Raw genomic sequence first — 20,338 nt, forward strand, 5'->3', positions numbered from 1 at the left:
TCAGAAGCCGTTGGCGAGGTCGTTCGCGTGGTCGCCGGCCCGGTCGAGGGTGACGGCGAGGAGCTCCCCGTTCTCGCCGACCGAGCCCACGGTGGAACCGATCCTCAGGAGCAGCTCGTAGAGGTTCTTGGTGCCGTCGTCGACCTGGGCGTGGTACTGCATGCCGATGTCGTCGTTGCCGCCGACGCTCAGGTTGATCTCGTTGATGTGCTCGGCCTCGGTGGTGAGCTGGGCGACGAAGCCCTTGAGCTCGAAGAACTCGGCGAAGCTCTTCCTGAGCATCGCCGTCTTCTCGGTGGTGTTCTGGCTAGCCACGGAACTCCTCCTGGCGGTCCGTCTTCTTCCTGCGCTCCTCGGCGTCGTGGCCCGGACGCATCGCCCAGAGCGGTTCGAGGATCTCGTCGAGTTCGGTGCCGCCGGTCATCGAGAGCCGCAGCGTCTCGCCGATCCCGTCGAAGCGCGAGATGCGCTCGGCGACCTGCTGGCCGACGTCGGCCCGGGCCTCGTTGAGGACGTCGGTGAGCACCTTGGCGAGCTCGGCGGGGGCCATGTCGCGGTAGTCGTTGGTGTGGAAGGTCATCGAGACGACCTGTCCCTGCGAGCCGACCTTGACGGTGACCATCCGGTCCTTGGAGGTGACCGAGCCGGTGAGCTCGTTCATCTCCTGCTGCATGGCCTCGGCCCTGGCCAGCTCGGTCTGCATGTCCGCCATCGCCTGGGCGATCTGGTCCGCGAACGGATTGCTCATGCGCTGTTCCTCGTCTCTCCTCGTGGTGGGTGCCGCCCCCGTTCGGCCCGGTCCGCCGGACGGGGCGGCACCCGGCTGCGGTCAGCGTCCGATGACGCCGTGCACGGCACCGGAGTCGGTGCCCCAGACCTCTTCGTCCTCGGCCAGCCAGGTCGTGCGGCGGCGGTCCTTGTCGTTGCCGGCGCCGCCCGCGCCGGCGCCGCCCATGCCGCCGCCCGGCATCATCGGCATCCCGCCGGACGTGGTGGCGGTCCCCCGGCCGGTCAGGGCGGCCTGCTCCTGGGCCGCGGCGCGGGCGGCCCGCTCCGCGGCGACGCGCTCGGCGTTGGCCTGGTCGACCGCGGCCTTGGTCGCGGACGGGTCGCCGCCCGCGGCCAGCGCCCGGTTGCTGAGGCCGCCGCCCATCCCGGCGAGCATCGGGCCGCCGCCGAGGCCGAGCGAGCTTCCGCCGCCCGGGCCGCCGGTGCCGAGGCCCATCGTGTTGTAGGAGAAGCCGCCGCTGCCGAAGCTGTTGGGCGTCAGCAGGTTGTCACCGCCGCCGCTGTCGTCGCCGCCCGCGGAGTAGCGGTCGGCCAGCAGCTGCCGGTACTGCGAGACGGTGTTGCCCTGGCCGTCGCGCAGGATGCCGTCCGGGCCGATGGTGTAACCCGGGCCGGCGACCATCGGGTTGCCGTTGGCGTCCAGGACGGGGTTGCCGCTCTCGTCGACGATCCGCCCGTCCTTGGTGATCACGGAGTTGGGGGGCACGACCACGGGCCGGTTCGAGCCGGTGCTGCCCGGCAGGAGGCTGTCGGGCAGCGGACCGGTGTTGAGGTCGGGGAAGGGATTGCCGATGAGGTTGGGACCGTTGCTGCCGGTCCCGTTGGTGCCGAGGTTGAGGTTGGGCGGGGTGGTGCCGTTGGTGCCGAGGTTGAGGTTGGGCGGAGTGGTGCCGCTGTTGCCGAGGTTGAGGTTGGGCGGAGTGGTGCCGCTGTTGCCGAGGTTGAGGTTCGGCGGAGTGGTACCGCTGTTGCCGCTGTTGCCTCCGCTGCCGCCGCTGCCGCCGCCGACACCCTTGATGTCCTTGATGTCGGGGCCGCCGCCGAGGTCCTTGACGTCGGGGCCCCCGTCCTTGGTGTCCGGACCGCCGCCGATGTCCTTGATGTCGGGAGCCCCGTCCTTCGTGGGGTCCTTCGTCGGATCGTCCTTCGCCGGCTGCTTGGGGTCGGGCATGATGAGCGGGAACGGCTTCAGCGGCGCGGCGGCGCCCGAGGCGGAGCCGTAGGCCACGCCGATCGCGCTCAGCGCGTCGTCGGCCGCCTTGTCGAGGTGGGTCACGACGTTGGCGACCCACACCTCCCGGGCCCGCTTGTCCACCTGGGTCCAGAATTCGACCGTCGCGGGGTCGCCGAACGCCGCGCCCTTCAGGGTGAACGTCAGGCTGTCGACGCTTCCGATACTGCCCATGTCGTCGCCCGTGCCCTTGGTCTTCTCGTCCCAGTGCTGCCACGCCGGGGACTTGGGGTCCTTCAGGTCGACCGTCACCGTCCCGCCCTTGAGCCCGTCCAGGATCGCCTGGGTCACCGCGTTCGTGGGCCAGGCCAGGGGCGACGCCCACCAGTTCTGGAAGCCCGTCCACAGCGCCGCGATCTGTGTTTCGACCGCGGTCTTGCACGGCGTCAGGTAGGAGCCGACGTCCGCCATCCGGATGATCCGGTTGTCGGCGTCGATCTCGTTGCGGAACGCCAGCAGCAGGGCGCGCAGGGCGTTCGCCGCGCTGCCCTGCCAGTCGCCGCCCTCCTCCCCGATGCCCTTCACCCAGTCCGTCCCGATCTTGGTGATCCAGCCGTCGAGGAAGTAGGTGAAGTCCCGGAGGTTGTCCGCCGCCTTGGTGAAGCCGGCCGGGTCGAGCCGGTCGTTGGCCTTGATCGTGCCGTCGATGAAGCGTTCCAGCGGCGCCCTGCTGCCCGTCCACGCCGCGAACTTGGCCCCCGCGCCGTCGAGGTTCGGGTAGTGGATGTTGGTGCCGACGACATAGCTGGCGTGGTACACCTTCGACGTACTCATGGTGTAGGTGAAGTACCAGGCCACCCAGCTGTCGAGGGACAGCTGGCTGCCGTCACCCTTGACGCCCTGCCAGCCGTCGACGGCCTCGTGCTTCCGGTCGCCCGGCTTGAGCCACGGCTTCTCGTCGTCGCGCACCGACTCGCGGGTGGCCGGCTTCGCGTCGGCCGTCGACCCGAGGAAGGTCAGCGCGTCCTCCCAGATGTGCCCCATGGCATCCCCTCTCGCGGCCGAGCCCGACCGGACGTGGCGCGGGGCCGGCCCGTTCCCGGGCCGACTCCGCGGTGGTGGCGGGGGATCCCCCGCCGGATTACTTGGTGCCGGGGTTCAGCGTCCGCCCGGCCAGCTTCATGAACTGCGCGTAGTCCAGGGAGTCGTCCAGCGCGTTGTTCAGGTAGCGGTCGGCGAGCTGGAGATCGATGATCAGCGTCTCGAACTGGCCGACGACCGTCCCGAGCATCTTGGCGACCGAGTCGTCATAGGCCTTGAGCGTGGTGGCCAGCGTGCCCGGAGCCGTGAAGTTGCCGGAGTTGTTGCCCGTCAGGAACGGCGTGGTGCCGTCGGCGTAGGCCCTGAGCTCCCGCACCGGCAGGGACGTCTTGACGTCGTCGAGGAACGCCTTGATGGTCGTGCCGGAGAACTTCGCCAGGAAGCCGTCGGTGATCGTGACGGTCCCGCCGTCGTTGTCCCCGTTCCCCTCGTCCGCCACGCCGGTCAGCCCTGGACGTGGTCGAAGTGGGTGCTCGCGCGCATGTCCGCGTCCTTGATGGCGTTGCGGATCTCGGTGAGCGCGTTGTGGGCGTTGACGATCTTTCCGCCCATCGCCACGTCGGCGTCGTGGAGCGTCGTCGCGAGGGTGCCTGCGGCGACCGAGAAGTCACCCACCAGCTCGACGTTGATCTTGCTGGCGAGGTAGGACCTGAGGTCCTCCATCTGGTCGTGCATGGTCTTGGCGTGCGTCTCCAGATCGTTGATCGCGGAGTCGATGCCGGCGTAGTGCAGCGACATGTGGCCTTCGGCCATGGTGGGTCCCCTTCTGATCGAGCGGTCGGTGGGTGGGTACGGAGGTCAGCGGGCCGAGCCGGGGTTCAGGACGCCCTCGACGTAGGCCGCGGGACCCGGCTCGCCGCCGAGGCTGTTGGTCGCGACCGTCAGGGTGTGGTCACCGGTCGTGGAGAAGATCTGGCTGGTGTCGCCGAACTTCCCGTGGAAGGCGTCGTAGTCCCGGCTGACCTTCGCGTACTGCTCCAGCCAGGCGTTGATGTTGTTCTGGAAGGTGGTGCTGGCCGCGCCCTCGAAGCTCTCCCGGATGGCGGTGTTGATGTCCTCGATGTAGGTGGCGGTGGTCCTCATCGCCGCGTACTTCTGCTCGACCTGGGTCCTGATGTCCTGCAGGACCTGCTGGCTGACCGTCGTCTGCTGCGCCACGTGCGTACCTCCTCCGGTGCCGTCGGCCGCTCCCGGCCGGCGGGATTCGCCGCGGGCCGGTCGGGCCGGCCCGCCAGGGTGAACGGGACGGCCCGGTGCGGCGGTTCACCCCGCCCCGCGCCGTCCCGGATCAGCGCGTGCAGTGGCCCTCGCCGGTCACCGCCGGCTGGACGACGCCGCCCGCCAGCGGTGCCGGGTCCAGGCTGGGGCCGGTCGGCAGCAGGGACAGCACCCGCCCGGGCACCGCCGTCGGCGCGGCCTTCGGGTAGCCGAGCCGTTCGGCCACCGCCGGCGAGGCGAGCGGGTACTTCACGCCCGCGTCGGTGACCAGGTACAGCGTGCCGCCGTAGCCCGCCCCGGACAGCGCCCGGACCAGCGCGCCGCCGCCGGGGCGCACCGCGATCCGGTCGGCCGGGGTGCAGCTGGGCAGCACCCCGGGCTGGAGCACCGGCGGCAGGCCGAGCACCGGGGCGGCGTCCAGGACGGACACGTCCAGCTCCCCGCCGGCGTCGGCCGGCCGCAGCGCCGCGCACAGGGCCTGCTCGCCCCGGGGCGCCAGCGGCGCCGGGGGCCGGCTGGGCAGGCCCTCGGGGGTGAAGGCCGCCGCGGCGGAGGCCGGCGCGGTGTGCGCGGCGAGGTCGGCGGCGCCGGCCGGCGCGGGCGTCACCGGGCCGTTGCCGTAGGCCTCCTGCTGGGTGCGCGGATCGCCCAGCAGCAGGGCGAACTGGGTCGGGGTGACGGCCACCAGGCCCTGCTCGGCCAGCAGGTAGCGCTCCTCGCCGGTGCCGGTGAACAGCTGGCCGACCCGGGTCGGCCGGCCGGAGAGCGCCGGGCCGTCCTTGCCCCGCCCCGGCACGTCGGGGGCGCGCAGATCCGGTCCGGCGGGGAAGGCGGCCAGGAAGGAGGCGGTGACCGGCACCGGGGTGACGGAGCCGTAGCCGAGCGCCCGCACCGCGCCGCCCGCCGCGTCCACCGCGAACCGGCGGCCGTGCCAGAGCAGGTGGACGGCGCCGTCCGGCCCGGCGACCAGGACACCCTGCTCGCCGGCCGGCCGGCCGCTCTGCCGGGTGCCGATCGCGACCGAGAGCTGCGGGGCGGGCCTGGCCGCCGGGGCCCCGGTCCCGGCGGCCACCGTCCGCATGCTGCAGAGCAGCCAGTCGGCGCCGCCCACGGCGTTCGCGGCGGGCAGGCCGTCGGGGGCGCCGACGATGCCGACCGGGGTGCCGCGCCCGGTGCCCTCCAGCGAGCGGGCCGAGACCTGGTCGACCTTCAGCTGGTCGCCCGCCAGCAGCCGCGCGCTGGCCTCGTTCAGCACGGGGTGGAGCAGGCCGCCGGCGTAGACGTAGCGGGCACCGCTCTCCTTGACCACCACCAGGGTGCCGGGCTGCTTCCAGCCGCTCGCGCCGCCGGGTTTGACCAGGCCGTAGACGCCGGCTCCGGCACCGATCAGCAGGGCGACGGCGAGGCCGATCGCGGCGCCGCGGTTGGTCCGGCCGACGGGGGTGTCGGGGGCGTCCGGCTCGGCGCGCAGGACGCCGGCGGCGACCCGGCTCATCACGAACAGGTGGGCCTGCACCTGGTCGCGTCGGGACTGCATCGCGGTGGTCCTCCTCGCTGCGGGACACCTCGGGTCGGATGCCTCGGGTCGGATGCCTGGGGTCGGGTCGGTCCTGCGGGGGCCGGGCGGGTTCAGCCCGCCAGACCGCGCATCGCCCCGTAGAAGCCGAAGACCTGGAGCGCGAGCGGCAGCAGGGCGAGCGCGGCGAGCGAGTGCAGCAGGTCACCGGCCCGGCCCCAGTAGGGCAGCAGCCGCCGGCCGGGCAGCGTCCAGGCGGCGGCGCAGAGCCCGCCCGCGACGACGGCCAGCACGGTGAACACCCCGAGCCGCCCGCCCGGCGCGGCGTCCCAGCCCGCCCGCACGGCCAGCAGGCCGAGCCCCAGCGCCCCGGGCAGCAGCAGCGCGAGCCGCTGGCGCAGCCCGCCGATGTCGCGGGCGTGCAGCAGCACCAGCACCGACAGGTCGGCGGCCATCACCGTGGTGCCCCACCCGTCGTCCTGGGCCAGCGCCAGCACCGTGAGCGCGATCGCGCAGGCCGAGCCGACCGCGATGAAGAACCCGACCAGGTAGCTGTCCGCGACCAGGCTGCGGGCGAGCACGTCGTCGGCCGGGAACGGCTCGATCTCCTCCTGGAGCTCGTCGGCGTTGCGCGGCAGGGCGGGCAGCCGCAGCCCGGCCAGCTTGAACGACAGCGCGGGGACGAACGCGCCGAACAGTACGGCCACGGCGGCGACCCCCGCGGCGACATGGGTGGCCGTCAGCCCGTACGCGGCGAGCGCGCCGGCGGCGAGGGCGAACACGGCGCTCGTCAGCAGCCCGGCGAAGAACGGCCCCGAACCGACCAGGGCCAGCGCCACGGCGGTGGCGCCGACCGCCGCCGAGCCGCCCGCGAGCAGCCGGGCCGGGCCGGTGACCCCGGGGACCAGCGCGGCCGCCGCCGCGGCGTGGCAGACCCCGGCGGCGGCCAGCGCCGTCCCGGCCGGGGAGTCGCCGACCAGCCGGGCCGCCACGGCGCCGCCGGCCAGCAGCAGCACCGCGACGACCGCGGCGGCGGCGCAGCGCGGGCCGTCCGGGCCGGGCCGGGCGAGCAGCAGCAGGCCGCCGGCCAGCGTGAGCACGGCGAGGACCAGTGCGAGGTGGTGGGTGACCCCGGGCCGCCAGGAGTCGCCGCGGGCGGTGGTGCCGGTGCGGATGCCGTCCACCAGGTCGTCGAAGTGCACCTCGGGCAGCGTGTCCCGAACGGGGCGCAGGAACAGCTCCTCGCCGTCGGCCAGCCCGATCTCCTCCAGGGTCCGCTCCTCGTCGAGGGGCGGACCGCCGAGGCGCTGCAGGACCCAGCCCGAGTGCTCGGTGCCGCTCTCCGCGACGTCGGGGCCGGCGTAGCCGAGGACGGCCGGCAGCAGGTCGGCGAGGACCACGTCGCCGGGCAGGACGAGTTCGAAGGCGGTGCCGGGGGCGCGGAACCTCAGCCGTACCAGTCCTGTCGCCGCCGTGCTGGTGCTCACCTGTCGCGTCTCCCGTCTGCCCGTGCTCCCGTCACACAGGTACGGACCGCGCCGGGCGGACGGTTCACCCGCCGCGGCGCAGGCGCGCGGTGAACCGCCGGAGCCCCGCGGGCCGTAGGCCCGAGTGCGGTGCGGCCCGGGCCGTCGGGCCCGCCGCCACCGGCGTCGGCGCCGGCGCCGTGAGAGGAGAGCCCCCGTTGAGCGTGGTCCTGGTCGATCGTCCGCCCCGGCGCCCCGGACCGGCGATGCCGGACGGTGAACTGCAGTTGCAGGAGCCGCCGGTGCTTCCGGAGGCGCAGAGCGGCATGTCCAACATGATCGCCATGGCGCCGATGGCGCTGAGCTCGCTCTCGATGGTGATGATCTTCCTCAATCCGCAGGGCGGCGGCGGGCCGCTCACCTATGTGGCGATGGGCATGATGGGCCTGTCCGCCGTCGGCATGCTGGTGACCCAGCTGTTCCGCAGCGCCAGCGACCGCAAGCGCCAGCTGCGCGGCGAGCGCCGCGACTACCTGCGCTACCTGTCCCAGGTGCGCCGCCAGGTCCGCCGCCACATCGTGGACCAGCGGCTGGCGCTCGCCTGGCGCCACCCCGCGCCGGACTCGCTCGGCTCGCTGGTGCGGACCTCGCGGCTCTGGGAGCGGCGGGCGGCCCACCCGGACTTCGGCGACGTCCGGATCGCGACCGGCTCCCAGCGGCTGGCGGTCAAGCTGGCCCCGCTGGCCACCCAGCCCGTCGAGGACCTGGAACCGCTGTGCGCGCACGCGCTGCGCCGCTTCATCCACGCCTACGGCTCGATCGCCGACCAGCCGATCGCCGTCCATGTGCGCGGCTACGCCCATGTGCTGCTGCGCTGCGAGCACCCCGCGCCGGACGCCGACCCGGCGGAGACCGCCCCGCCCGCGGTGGAGCCGGCCGAGGCGGCCGACCCCGGACCGGCCCGCGCGCTGGCCCGGGCGATGATCGCCCAGCTCGCCTTCTTCCACGCCCCGGACGAGCTGCGCGTCGCGGCCGCCGTCTCCCCCGGACTGCGCGAGGAGTGGGCCTGGCTGAAGTGGCTGCCGCACGCCCTGCACCCCACCGAGACGGACGGCGCCGGCCCGGTGCGCCTGGTCGCCGACTCCCTGGTGGAGCTGGAACAGCTGCTGGGCCCGGAGTTCACCGACCGGCCGCCGTTCGAGCCGGAGACCCAGCCCGGCCGGGACGAGCCGTTCACCGTGATCGTCCTGGACGGGGTGAAGCTGCCCGGCGGCAGCCGCGCCCTGCTCGCCGGGTACCGCAACGCCGTGCTGCTGGACGTCTCCGGGGCGGTGGAGTGGCAGCACGCGCCGTTCCGGCTGCGGCTGCGGATCACCGGCGACCGGCTGGACCTGGTCACCGCCGACCGCAACCGGCGCGACGAGACCACCCCGCTCGGCCGCCCGGACGCGCTGGGCCTGCCGGCCGCCCGCCGCTACGCCACCACGCTCGCCCCGTACCGGCTGGGCGACGCGGTGGACGTCTCCGAGCCGCTCAGCACCGACTTCGACCTCACCTCGCTGCTGGGCATCAACGACCTCCACCAGCACGACGTCGCCCGCAGCTGGGCCGAGCGCCCGCGCGGACGGCGGCTGCGGGTGCCGATCGGCGTCGGCGCGGACGGCAAGCCGGTGGAGCTCGACCTCAAGGAGTCGGCGCAGGGCGGCATGGGCCCGCACGGCATGCTGATCGGCGCCACCGGCTCCGGCAAGTCCGAGCTGCTGCGCACCCTGGTGCTCGCGCTCGCGCTCACCCACTCCTCGGAGACGCTGAACTTCGTCCTCGTCGACTTCAAGGGCGGGGCGACCTTCCTCGGCCTGGACCAGCTCCCGCACACCTCGGCCGTGATCACCAACCTCGCCGACGAGGCCGCCCTGGTGGACCGGATGCGCGACGCCCTGCACGGCGAGCTGAACCGCCGCCAGGAGCTGCTCCGCTCGGCCGGCAACTACAGCTCGCTGCTGGACTACGAGACCGCGCGGGCCGGCGGCGCCCAGCTCGACCCGCTGCCGACGCTCTTCGTGGTGGTCGACGAGTTCAGCGAACTGCTCTCCGCGCACCGGGACTTCATGGAGCTGTTCATCATGATCGGCCGGCTCGGCCGCTCGCTGGGCGTGCACCTGCTGCTCGCCTCCCAGCGGCTCGACGAGGGCCGGATGCACGCCCTGGAGTCCCACCTGTCCTACCGGGTCGGCCTGCGCACCTTCTCCGCCATGGAGAGCCGGGGCGTGCTGGGCGTGCCCGACGCCTACCAGCTGCCCTCCCAGCCCGGCAACGGCATCCTGCGCAGCGACATCGCCACCCTCACCCGGTTCAAGGCCGCCTACGTCTCCGGGCCCTACCGGCGCCGGCGCGGCGCCGTCCAGCAGGCCGCCGTGGCCGGCCAGATCGTGGCCTACGGCACCACGTACATCGCGCCGCGCGATCCCGACCCGGAGGTGCTGGCCGCCGAGGAGGCCCGGGAGGCGGCCGAGGAGGACGCCCCGAACCTGCTGGACCTGGCGGCCGCGCGGATGCTCGACGCCGGCCCGCCCGCCCACCGGGTCTGGCTGCCCCCGCTGGACGTCCCGCCCACCCTGGACGAGCTGCTGCCGCCGCTCACCCCCACCGCCCGGCACGGCCTGGCACCCGACGGCCGCCCGGCGGCCGGCCCGCTGACCGTCCCGGCGGGCGTGGTGGACCGCCCGTTCCAGCAGCTGCGCGAGCTGCTGACCGCCGACCTGTCGGCCGCCGGCGGCCACGTAGCCGTCGCGGGCGGCCCGCAGAGCGGCAAGAGCACCCTGCTACGCACCCTGATCACCGCGCTGGCGCTCACCCACACGCCGCAGGAGGTCCAGTTCTACTGCCTGGACTTCGGCGGCGGCACGCTCTCCTCGCTGCGCGGGCTGCCGCACGTCGGCGGCGTCACCGGGCGCCACGACCCGGAGCGGGTCGGCCGGACGATCGCCGAGGTCAACGGCATCATCGCGCGGCGCGAACTGCGCTTCGCCCAGCTGGGCGTGGAGTCCATGACGGCCTTCCGGCGCCGCAAGGCGGCCGACGACCCGGAGCTCGCCGACGACCGGCACGGCGACGTGTTCCTGGTCATCGACGGCTGGAGCACCCTGCGCCAGGAGTTCATGGACCTGGTGGCCGCGCTGACCCCGATCGCCTCCCGCGGCCTCAACTACGGCGTGCACCTCGTCGTCGCCACGGCCCGCTGGGGCGAGCTCTCCAGCAATGTGCGCGACCAGTTCGGCACCCGCTTCGAGCTGCGGCTCGGCGACCCCATCGACTCCATGATCAACATGCGGGCCGCCGAGACCGTCCCGCACAGCCCCGGCCGCGGCCTCACCAAGGAGCGGCTGCACTTCCTCGGCGCCCTCCCCCGGATCGACGGACAGGGCGGCGCCGAGGACCTCGCCGACGGCGTCGCGGACCTCGTCGACGCCGTCAACGAGCACTGGAGCGGCCCGCGCGCGCCGGAGGTGCGGATGCTGCCGCTGCTGCTGGACTCCGCCGCACTGCCCGCGCCCGAGGGCCGGCTGCGGGTCGCCATCGGTCTGGAGGACACCGCGATCGCGCCGCTCTGGCACGACTTCGAGGAGTCGCCGCACCTGCTGGTGGTCGGCGACAGCGAGAGCGGCAAGACCAACCTGCTGCGCCTGCTGGTCGCCGGGATCACCTCCGCCTACACCCCCGCGGAGGCCCGGATCATGCTCGTGGACTTCCGGCGCGGGCTCTACGAGAGCGTCCCGGAGGAGTACCGGCTCGGTTACGCCGTCTCGGTGGACGTGCTCCGGCAGGTCGTCACGGGCGCGGCCCGCGCCATGGAGGCCAGGCTGCCCGGTGAGGAGATCAGCCCGGCCCGGATGCGGCTGCGCGACTGGTGGACGGGGCCGGAGCTGTTCGTCGTCGTCGACGACTACGACCTCGTCCCCGGACAGTCGAGCGGCAGCCCGTTCGGCCCGCTCCTCGAACACCTGGCGCAGGGCACCGAGCTCGGCCTGCACCTGATCGTCGCCCGCTCGGCCAACGGGATCGGCCGGGCGTACAGCGACCAGCTGCTGCGCCGGCTCCAGGACGTCAACACCCCGGTCACGCTGCTGTCCTGCCCGCCGAGCGAGGGGACGCTGTTCGGCAGCGTCAAGCCGCGGGTGCTGCCGCCCGGCCGCGCGCTGCACATCACCCGGCGCCGGACGGTGCAGGTGCAGACAGGGCTGATGCCGGAGCCCGAGCCGGAGGCCGGACCGGGATCCGAGCCCGAGCGGGCGGCACGGGCGTAGGCGGGCGTCGGCGGTGGGCGCCTCCGGCCGGACACCGGTGAACCGGGGACGCGGCGGGGGCCGTAGTCCAGGACGATGAGCCTCTCCCGCACCGGTGCGCGCTCCGACGAACCCGCACCCCCGGCCGAGCCCCGCCGCCGCTTCGGCTTCCGGCGCGGGCCGCAGCGCGCCCTGCCCGCCGCGACCGCGCCCGCCGCGGTGCCCGCGCCCGTCACCGAGCCGGTCCGCGCCGCGCTGCCGGCCACCGTGCCGGCCCCGGCCCCGGCGCCCGCACCGGCGGCGGGCTCGGCGGCGGCACCGGGCTCGTCGGTGCTCCGCGCGGTCGGCCCGCACTTCGTGATCGCGCCGTCCACCGCCCGCGAGGGCGACCTGACGGCGGCGATCGGCGCCCTGCGGCCCGTCCCGGACGCCGTGGTGGTGGTCGCCGCCGCGCCCGACTCGGCGAAGATCCTGCGCGACCGGATGGCCGACCTCGGTGTGATCGCCCGCGCCCGGGGCGCCGCCCATCTGGTGCTGGCCGCCTCCGGGCTGGCCGCGCTCGCGCCCAACGGACGGCGGCCGGCCGAGGTCGTCGCCGAACGCGCCGGGGTGCCCGTGGTCGCCCCGGACGGCCTGGTGGAGATCACCCCGGGCGGCAACCTCAAGGTCACCGACCCGGCGGGCGCGGTCGAGGCGTCCTCCTGGTGGCGCTGCGAACCGGGCCAGGCGCCCCGCCGGCTCAACGACACGATCGGCGCCGCCGCATCCGTCACCGCGCCCGTCACCGCGCCCGTCACCGCGCCCGTGCCCGGACCCGGATCGCCCTCCGCGGGCGCGCCGGCCGTCGGCGGCCGGGCCGACGCCGTACGCGTCCTGCGGCTGCCCGCCGGCTTCTGGCTCACCGACCCGGCCGACCCGTCCACCGCCCCGCTGCCCGACCTCCGGCTGGCCGCCGCCCCGCCCGGCAACGCCGTGGTGATCATCGGCACCCCGGCCCGGCCGGTCCTGCTGCCCGAGGACTTCGCCGAGGCCGTGCTCTCCCTGCCGCTCGGCACCGACCGTCCGCTGGTCAGCGCCCCGTGGGCGGCCCCCGACCAACTCGCCGCGCTCACCGGCGCACTGGCCGCCCGCACGGCCCGGCCGGTGCAGGCCGCGATCGGGCTGCCCGTCCTCGGCCCCGGCGGCCCCACCTCGCGGGTCCTGGACCGCGACGGCCGGGCCGGCTGGGAGCCGTTCCTGCTGCGCCTGGCCACCTCGCCCGGCGCCCCCGCCACCCCCGCCGCCTGGCGCAACGGCGGCGCCGACTGGCGCACCGACGGGCCCGCGGTGTTCCGGGCCTTCCCGTACTGGGCCCTGGAGGCCGTCCCCGCCGGGCTCTGGCTGCGCCCCGAACCGCCGCACGTGCTCACCCCGCGCTTCCGGCGCCCCGAGGCGGCCCGCCCGCTGCTGATCGTCGGGGAGCGCGACCGCCCGGTGCCGGCCGACGCCTTCGAGGAGCTCGGAACCCTCCTGGACCGGCTCCCGGCCGCCGGGGCCGAGGGGTTCGGCCTGCTGGTCCACGGGCTGCTGGAACCCACCGCCGAACGGGTCGGCCGGTTCGTCGCCCGGATGCACGAGCTGGAATGGCTCGGCGCCGAACAGCCGTTGAACGGCCCGCCCGCCGTGGCCCCGGTGTCGTACGGCATCGGGCGCCCGACGGCCGCACCGCGCCCGGCGACGGCTGCGCCGTCCGCCCCCCGGTCGGCCGCACTCGGACGGGCCGCCCGGGCCGAGGCGCGGGCCGAACTCCCGGCCGCTCAGCGGGTGCCGGAGGTTCCGGCGGTTCCGGCCGCCTCGGAGGTTCCGGCGGCATCGGAGGTTCCGGCGGACGGGACCGCACCGGCGGCACGTCACCAGGTGCCCCCGGTACCCGAGCCGGGCCCGCTGCCGGTCCCGCCGCCCACCCCCGTCCGGGCCACCGCCGCCCCCGCCACCGGCAGCTCCGCCGGGGCCGCCGTGCCGTCCCGTCGGGCGCCGCTCGCCGCCGAGGAGTCGCCCGCCCCGACGCCCACCCTCGGAGGCACCACCGTTGCCGGTGGCGACCCGGCCGGCCCGCCGACCCGGACCGCCACCAGCGGCGCGGCCCTTCCGTTCCGCACTCCCGAGGTCCCCCCGGTCCCCGCTGTCCCCTCGGTCCCCTCGGTCCCGCCGGTCGAGCCGGTCGAGCCGCCCGCCGAGCCCGACCACGAGGCGCCGCCCCCGACCGCCGCGCCGACGGCACCGGACCCCGGACCCGGGCCGGCGAGCGAGCCGACGAACGAACCGGCCGAGGCCTCCGCCCCGTCCCCCCGCCCGCCGAGCCCCGGCCCGACGGCCGCCCGCCACTTCGGCCTCGACGACTCCCCGGCACCGGTGACCGCGACCAGCCCCGCCGAGCGCGACGCCGTCCGCACGCTGCTCGGCGACCACTACCACCGCTGCACCGGCCGTCTCGAACAGCTCGCCACCCGGCTCCCGGGCCTTCGGTCCACCTCCCAGGACGACTTCAAGCCCGACCTGGCCGCCGTCCTGCTCCACCACACCGACACCGGCGTGCCGACGACCCGCGGCGCCCTGGTGGCCGCCGCGCGTTCCGGCGACCCGGCGCTGCAACCGTTCCTGCGCTGCCTCGGTGCCGGTCTGCGCCGCCTGCCGAGCCACCACGGCGCCGTGCTGCTCGGTGCCGCCGCCGGTCCGGATCCGGACGCCGTCCTCGCCCACTACCCGACCGGCCGGCACTTCCGCGAGCCCGCCCCGCTCTCCGGCCTGACCGCACCGGGCGCCGAACTCCCCGGCTCCTCGGTGGAGTTCCTCGTCTGGTCGGCCACCGGTCGGCGCACCTCCGTCTTCGACTCCGCCGACGGCCCGGCACAGGCGGTCTTCCCGCCGGGCACGGCGTTCACCGTCGTCGGCGTGGTCCCGTCCGACGGCGACCGCCCGGCCTGCGTCCTGCTGCGCGAATCGGGCGGCGACCCCTCCGAGCGCAACCGCAACGCCCTCACCCGGCTGCGCGCCTGGCTGGAGCGCCGTGCCGCCATGCCCCCGGCCGAACGCCCCCGGGCCGACTCCCCCGACCGCTTCCACCTCACCCCGGGTGTCGCCCTCGACCCGCCCGGGCCCGGGGAGGCCCCCGGTCACCCCTGAGGCCCCGCCCCGGGCCGACGATGATCTACCATCCGCCCATGACCAGCAAGAACGCCGCCCCGACCGTCACCCTCGCCCCGCTCGACGTGGACGACGCCGAGCTGCTGCACGCGTGGCGGTCCGAACCGGTGGCCGCGCACGAGCTGGGCCACTGGCCGCGTCCGCTCTCGGCGGTGCGCGAGCAGATCGAACGCGACGTCGACGACGCCGACCACGACGGCTTCCTCGTCCTGCTCCCGGACCGCACTCCGGTCGGCGCGGCGGCCCTGACCGAGCAGAACATGTCCGACGGCACCGCCACCGTCCGCCTCCTCGTCGACCCGGACCACCGCGGCCGCGGCTACGGTCGCGCTGCCCTGGACGCCCTGGCCGACCTCGCGTTCGGCGAACTCCCGCTGCACCGCCTCGAAGCGCTCCCCCACACCGGCAACGCCCCGGCACTCGCCGTCCTCGCCCACGCCGGCTTCACCCGCGAAGGCGTCCGCCGCGACGCCTGCCTCCACCGGGGGCGACGGCACGATGTCGCGATGCTCTCCCTGCTCCGCCCGGAGTGGGAGGCGCTGGAGCGGCCCCGGTCCTGGGAGCTCTGAGCACGCCCTAACGGCCCCACGCCTCGGAGGCCGCCGTCGCGGGCGGGGCCACCGGGGCGACGGGCACCGCCGGCACCGCCGACTCCGCCGGCAGCACCCGGCCCATCGCCAGGCGGGCCGTCCGGGGCTGTGCGTCCGGCCCCGGCACGGTCCCCTGCACGGCGGGGATCGCACCGCCCACCGTCCCCGAACTGGTCCGCATCCCTCCGCGCGTGGCCGGGCCCACGCCCTCCACGGGGGACGGCGCCCGGACCGGGCGCTCGGCCACCGTCGCGGACAGGCGCAGGACGAAGTTGCGCTCGGTGGGGTCGCCGTTCGGCCAGTCGCAGTCCTTGCTGCGCACGATCCGGCTGCGCACGCCGCCCGACGAGGTCTGCCACGGGAACGGCAGCACCCGGACATTGGGCCGCCAGCCGACGCCGGGGACGCAGTGCTGCAGCTCCAGCTCCCATTCGTCCGCCCGCACGTCCAGCGAGGCTCCGATCCGCCCCTCCAGCACGAAGGTGCCGTACGGGGTCCGGACCACCGCGCGCTGCTCGTAGTAGGCGTCCTTGTCGAGGACCGTGATCTGCAGCGGCCCGTTCATTCGCAGCATGATCGCCCTTCCCGGCGGTCGAAGCACGCGGAACCGACACGGCCCCGCGTCCTGCTCCACGGGGCGTCCGGACGGCCGGGTTCACGGGTTCCCACCCCGGTGCCCGCCGTGTCCGCCGGAGCACGGCGGCCGGTGAACCGTCCCCGGCGGCGTAGCCGTTGACCATCGGTGGCGGGCGGTTCCCGCCGGGGGCGCACACGGCCTGCGCGCACGGCACCCGGGCTCCGACGCCGCGCGCCGGTGGTTCCGCGCGCATGTCTGTCCGGGCAGCACCGCGCTCCCGATCGCGCACACCTCCCGCACCGCCGGGCGCACCCGCCGACCCGTCGCGCAGCGGCCCGCCCGGCCCGGCGAGCCCCCCGGCGCACCACGCGCCACGGCCGGGCCCGGCCGCACCACGTGTCCCGGTCACCGCGCCCGGCCGCGCGGCCCGTCGGCACCCGGCCCGGGAACCGTTCTGGTCCGCACCCGGAAAACCCCTGCCCGGCGGCGGCACTGCCGCCCGCACCGCAACCGGACGGCGCCCCTGGTCTGTCCATGGCAGACGACGGAGCCGCGCCCGCCCACCACCACCGTGGCGGCGGACCGGGCCCGTCGCCCGCGCGGAGCGGCGGTTCCCCGCCTTCCCCGCACCGCACACCAACCGTCACAAACCGTACGTCCAGCGTGGTTAGACTGCGCCCCGCATCGGGTGGAGGCCCACATCCACCCACGCTCACCAGGGAGAATCCGTGTTCGTCCGACTGCTGGGCCCGGTGGAACTCCGGACCGCCGACGGCCGGTCCGTCGAGCCCGCCGCCGCCAAGCGGCGCGCCGCGCTGGCCCTGCTGGCGCTCGAACTCGGCCGCACCGTTCCGGTCGGGCGGTTCTTCGAACTGCTCTGGGGGGACGAGCCTCCGGCCCGGGCCCGCGCGGCGCTGCAGGGCCACATCGCGGCGCTGCGGAAGCTGATCGCCGGCTCCGAACTCGTCCTGTCCACCCGTCCACCGGGATACCGGCTGGACGGCCCGGCGGACGCCGTCGACGCGTCGCTGTTCGAGCGGCTGACGGCCCGTGCCGCGGCGGAGAGCGCCCCGGAGGGCGACCGGGCGGCGGCCGGTCTGCTGCGCCGGGCGCTCGACCTGTGGCACGGGCCCGACGCCCTGGCCGACCTGCCCGAGAGCGACCTCCGGGACGCGCTCGCCGACCGCCTCCGCAAGGACCGGGCGCTCGCGCTGCAGTCCTGGGCCGACCGGCTGCTGCGGCTCGGCCTCGGCGCGGACGCGGTGTCCGACCTCGACCGGGCGCTGGAGTCCGACCCCTGGAACGAGGCGCTCGCCGCCCTGCTGGTGCTCTGTCTGAACCAGGCCGGGCGCCCCTGGGACGCGCTGAACGCCTACCACCGGACCCGCCGCCGGCTCGCCGCGGACCTGGGCGTCGGCCCGGGCGTCGCCCTGCGGTCGGCGGTGTCCGGGCTCCTCGCCGACGAGCCCGCGCGACGCCCGACCGGCGCCACCGCCACGGCCCCCACCCGCATCATCGGGCTCCCCCGGCCCGGCGGGAGCACCGGGGGCGGCGCAGTCGGCACCGCGCCCGCAGCGCCCGCCACGGCCGCAGCACCCGCAGCGCCCGCCGCGCCCGCCGCCGTTCGACCGCAGCGCGCCGCGTCGACGCTGTTCCCGAGCTGCAAGCCCGCCCCGCAGCCAGCCACCGCGCGCGGCGCCTCCGCCGAGTCCCGGCAACTCCCGCGACCCGCCGCCGTGTTCGCGGTCCGGCCGGGGCGCACGCCGTCGACCGCTCCGGTCCCCGGCCCCGACCAACTCCCGCGCCCGACCGCCGGATTTGTCGGCCGTTCCGCCGAACTCCGCTGGCTGGGCGAGCAGTTGCGTGCGGACAGCAGCGGCGGATCCCCCGGAGGCCTCGCCGTCCTGGTCGGCCCGCCCGGCACCGGGAAGACCGCCACCGCCGTGCGGTGGGCGCACGACGCGTCCGCCGCCTTCCCGGACGGGCGGCTGTTCGCCGACCTCAACGGCTTCGGCCCCGGCCGGCCGGTCGAACCGGCCGCCGTGCTCGGCCGGTTCCTGCGCGCCCTCGGGGTGCCGGAGGCCGAGCTGCCGGCCGAGCGGGCGGCCCGCGCCGCGCTCTACCGGTCACTCACCCGCGAGCGCCGCCTGCTGGTGGTGCTGGACAATGTCCGCGACGCCCGGAACCTCACCGACCTGCTGCCCTCCGGCCCGCACGGCGCCGCCATGATCACCAGCCGCAGCAGCCTGGAGGACCTGGTGGCCACCGAGGGCGCCGCCCCGCTGCGACTCGGCCCGCTGCCCGCCGAGGACGCCCGCCGCCTGCTGGAGCACCTGCTCGGCCGCGCCCGGGTGGACTCCGAGCCCGAGGCCGCCGACCGGCTGGCGGAGCTCTGCGGACGGCTGCCGCTCACCCTGCGGATCGCCGCCGCCCGGCTGGCGACCCGTCCCGGCTGGGCGATCGCCGATCTGGTGCCCGAACTCGCCGACGAGCGGACCAGGCTGAACGCCCTGGACACCCGGGGAAGCACCAGTCTGCGGTCCGCCCTCGATCTGACGGTCCGCCACATGCCGGACGCCGCCACCCAGCTGCTCGCCCTGCTCGCCGTCCACCCGGGCACCGAGACGGACGTCCCGGCAGCCGCCGCGCTGCTCGGCGCCGGCCCCGCCGAGGCGGGCGGCGCGCTCGCCGCCCTCGCCGCGCACCACCTGCTCACCGAGATCTCCCCCGGCCGCTACCGCCGTTGCGACCTGATCCGGCTGTACGGCACCGAACTCCTCGACGCACGGCCCGCGACGGAGCGGACCGCCGCCACCGCGGCCCTGGCCGACCACTACCTCACGACGGTGGTCCACGGCGCCGCCCTGCTCCAGCCCGCCCCGGGCGTCGGAGCCGTCCCCGGCACCGGGTCCGTCCCCACGCCCCGGAGCGGGCGCGCCGGGCGGCCGCGATTCTCCTCCGTGCGCTCGACCCTGGACTGGTTCCAGGCCGAGGAGCCCACCGTCCGCGGCCTGGTCGCCGCCGCCGCCGAGGACGGCGACGCCGATCGCGCCTGGCAGCTCGCCTACCGTGCCGACGGGCTCTACTACAGCGTCGGCCGCCCCGCCGACCGGCTGGCCTGCCTGCGGACCGGGCTCGACGCGGCCGGCCGCACCGGCGACCCGGCGGCCGTCGCCGCGATGGAGGCCGTGACGGCCCGCGCCCTGAGCGGCCGGGGCCGGACGGCGGAGGCCCACCGGCTGGCCCGCCGCGCCGTCGAGCGCACCTCCGGGAGCGAGGACACCGTCCGGGTGCAGGCCCTCACCGTGCTCGCCGTGACCACGGCGGCCGGCGGGCGGCCGGCCGAGGCGGTCCGGCTGGGCGAGCAGGCCATCGCCCTCGCGGAGGCACACGGCCATGCCGAGCACGCCCCCTACGCGCTCAGCAACACCGCCGGCCTCTACGGCCTCGCGGGCGAGCCGGAGCGGGCGCTGCGGCGCGCCCGGGAGGCCCGCGCGCTACTCGCCGAGCACCCGATGGCCGTCTTCCACCTCTCCGCGATGATCAACGAGGCGCACGCCCTCCAACTGCTCGGCCGGTCCGCGGAGGCGGAGACGGCCTGGCGGCAGACGCTGGAACGCTGCCGGCTCGCCGGCGCCGTCCATCTGCACGCGGTGGCCGAACGCCACTTCGCCGACTTCCTGCTGGCGGCCGGCCGCGCCCCGGAGGCCGTCGGCACCCTGCGCTCGGCACGCGGCCTGTACGGGCGGCTCGGCGACACCGCCGTCGTCCGCGAGCTGGACGAACGGCTGGCGACGTTAGCGGGCTGAGGACCGCCCGGGTTCGGGTTCCGGGTCCCCCACCCCGGAGTCCCCCGACTCGGATTGCCGCACCAGCTCCGCCGTCAACGCCGTCACGCCGTCCTCCCCGACGCGGTGCAGCAGCAGCGCCACCCACTCCACCGCCTGCGCCCGCTCCAGCGACGTCCACCGCGCCGCCGAGGGATGCTCGTCGACCACCAGCGCCTCGGCGATGATCCGCAGCCCGTCCGGCACCGGCGTCCGGGGCCCGCGCCGTCCCAGTCCGTCCACGGCCAGCCGCCGGGCCGCCGCGACGACCACCGCACCGTCGGCCGGGGGCACCGCCCACCCGCCGCCGCCCCGGTCACCGTCGGCCCACCCGTCCTCGCCGGGCCGCTCGGCCGCGAGCCACCCCGCGACCAGTTCCCGGACCCCCGTCTCACCCACCGCTTCCGCCATGGCGGCCAGCCTGCCAGCACCACGTCCCGTGGTCATCACCGTCACGCTGACGAGTACGGCTGCCGCCCCGCCCGGCGTTCACCGCCGGCCGCGGGACCGGGCCCCGGCCGGGCCGACGGAGGCGGGCGGTAGCATCGCCGCATGACCTCGTACTGGCACGTCGTGCTGCCACCGCTGTCCGCCTGACCGGGCGCACACACCGGCAA

Annotated in this window: 14 protein-coding genes; 4 read left to right on the top strand and 10 right to left on the bottom strand. The window is 76.1% G+C overall.

Going from position 1 to position 20,338, the window contains the following annotated elements:
• The 8 genes from ABZW10_RS16605 to eccD all read right to left on the bottom strand — a co-directional run bounded on the left by ABZW10_RS16605 (position 1) and on the right by eccD (position 7,282).
• Positions 1-315: a hypothetical protein gene (locus ABZW10_RS16605; protein ID WP_355365357.1), complete on the bottom strand. Its 315-nt coding sequence runs from the start codon at positions 313-315 to the stop codon at positions 1-3.
• On the bottom strand, positions 308-748 hold the full coding sequence (locus ABZW10_RS16610; protein WP_355365360.1) for a YbaB/EbfC family nucleoid-associated protein: 441 nt from the start codon (positions 746-748) through the stop codon (positions 308-310). The genes ABZW10_RS16605 and ABZW10_RS16610 overlap by 8 nt, the downstream gene beginning before the upstream one ends.
• An 81-nt stretch (positions 749-829) precedes the next feature.
• On the bottom strand, positions 830-3,004 hold the full coding sequence (locus ABZW10_RS16615; protein ID WP_355365363.1) for a hypothetical protein: 2,175 nt from the start codon (positions 3,002-3,004) through the stop codon (positions 830-832).
• Between the two features lie 97 nt (positions 3,005-3,101).
• On the bottom strand, positions 3,102-3,500 hold the full coding sequence (locus ABZW10_RS16620) for a hypothetical protein (protein ID WP_355365366.1): 399 nt from the start codon (positions 3,498-3,500) through the stop codon (positions 3,102-3,104).
• Between the two features lie 5 nt (positions 3,501-3,505).
• Positions 3,506-3,814 (bottom strand): hypothetical protein, encoded by a 309-nt coding sequence (locus ABZW10_RS16625; protein WP_355365369.1) that lies wholly within the window; start codon positions 3,812-3,814, stop codon positions 3,506-3,508.
• A 45-nt stretch (positions 3,815-3,859) separates the two neighbouring features.
• Positions 3,860-4,219 (bottom strand): hypothetical protein, encoded by a 360-nt coding sequence (locus ABZW10_RS16630; RefSeq protein WP_355365372.1) that lies wholly within the window; start codon positions 4,217-4,219, stop codon positions 3,860-3,862.
• A gap of 130 nt (positions 4,220-4,349) precedes the next feature.
• Positions 4,350-5,816 (bottom strand): type VII secretion protein EccB, encoded by a 1,467-nt coding sequence (eccB, locus tag ABZW10_RS16635; protein WP_355365375.1) that lies wholly within the window; start codon positions 5,814-5,816, stop codon positions 4,350-4,352.
• 92 nt (positions 5,817-5,908) lie between these two features.
• The gene (gene eccD, locus ABZW10_RS16640; RefSeq protein ID WP_355365378.1) at positions 5,909-7,282 is read right to left on the bottom strand and encodes a type VII secretion integral membrane protein EccD; all 1,374 of its coding nucleotides are present in this window, start codon (positions 7,280-7,282) and stop codon (positions 5,909-5,911) included.
• A 245-nt stretch (positions 7,283-7,527) separates the two neighbouring features.
• Between eccD and eccCa the strand changes: the two genes are divergently transcribed.
• The 3 genes from eccCa (at position 7,528) to ABZW10_RS16655 (ending at position 15,296) form a co-directional block, all read left to right on the top strand.
• Entirely contained in the window at positions 7,528-11,565 is a 4,038-nt protein-coding gene (gene eccCa / locus ABZW10_RS16645) for a type VII secretion protein EccCa (protein WP_355365649.1), read from the top strand.
• Between the two features lie 75 nt (positions 11,566-11,640).
• Positions 11,641-14,706 (top strand): hypothetical protein, encoded by a 3,066-nt coding sequence (locus tag ABZW10_RS16650; protein ID WP_355365381.1) that lies wholly within the window; start codon positions 11,641-11,643, stop codon positions 14,704-14,706.
• 38 nt (positions 14,707-14,744) lie between these two features.
• Complete coding sequence (locus ABZW10_RS16655) at positions 14,745-15,296, top strand: GNAT family protein (protein ID WP_355365384.1); 552 nt, start codon at positions 14,745-14,747, stop codon at positions 15,294-15,296.
• A 7-nt stretch (positions 15,297-15,303) separates the two neighbouring features.
• Here ABZW10_RS16655 and ABZW10_RS16660 read toward each other — a convergent pair whose 3' ends face one another.
• Positions 15,304-15,891 carry a hypothetical protein gene (locus ABZW10_RS16660; RefSeq protein ID WP_355365387.1) on the bottom strand — a complete coding sequence of 196 codons (588 nt, stop codon included), beginning with the start codon at positions 15,889-15,891 and terminating at the stop codon, positions 15,304-15,306.
• Positions 15,892-16,622: 731 nt separating this feature from the next.
• Between ABZW10_RS16660 and ABZW10_RS16665 the strand changes: the two genes are divergently transcribed.
• Positions 16,623-19,703 carry a BTAD domain-containing putative transcriptional regulator gene (locus ABZW10_RS16665; RefSeq protein ID WP_355365390.1) on the top strand — a complete coding sequence of 1,027 codons (3,081 nt, stop codon included), beginning with the start codon at positions 16,623-16,625 and terminating at the stop codon, positions 19,701-19,703.
• Here ABZW10_RS16665 and ABZW10_RS16670 read toward each other — a convergent pair.
• The gene (locus ABZW10_RS16670; RefSeq protein WP_355365393.1) at positions 19,692-20,168 is read right to left on the bottom strand and encodes a hypothetical protein; all 477 of its coding nucleotides are present in this window, start codon (positions 20,166-20,168) and stop codon (positions 19,692-19,694) included. The genes ABZW10_RS16665 and ABZW10_RS16670 overlap by 12 nt on opposite strands.
• Positions 20,169-20,338: the final 170 nt, after the last annotated feature.

The organism is Kitasatospora sp. NPDC004723 (assembly GCF_040609255.1).
GTDB lineage: Bacteria > Actinomycetota > Actinomycetes > Streptomycetales > Streptomycetaceae > Kitasatospora.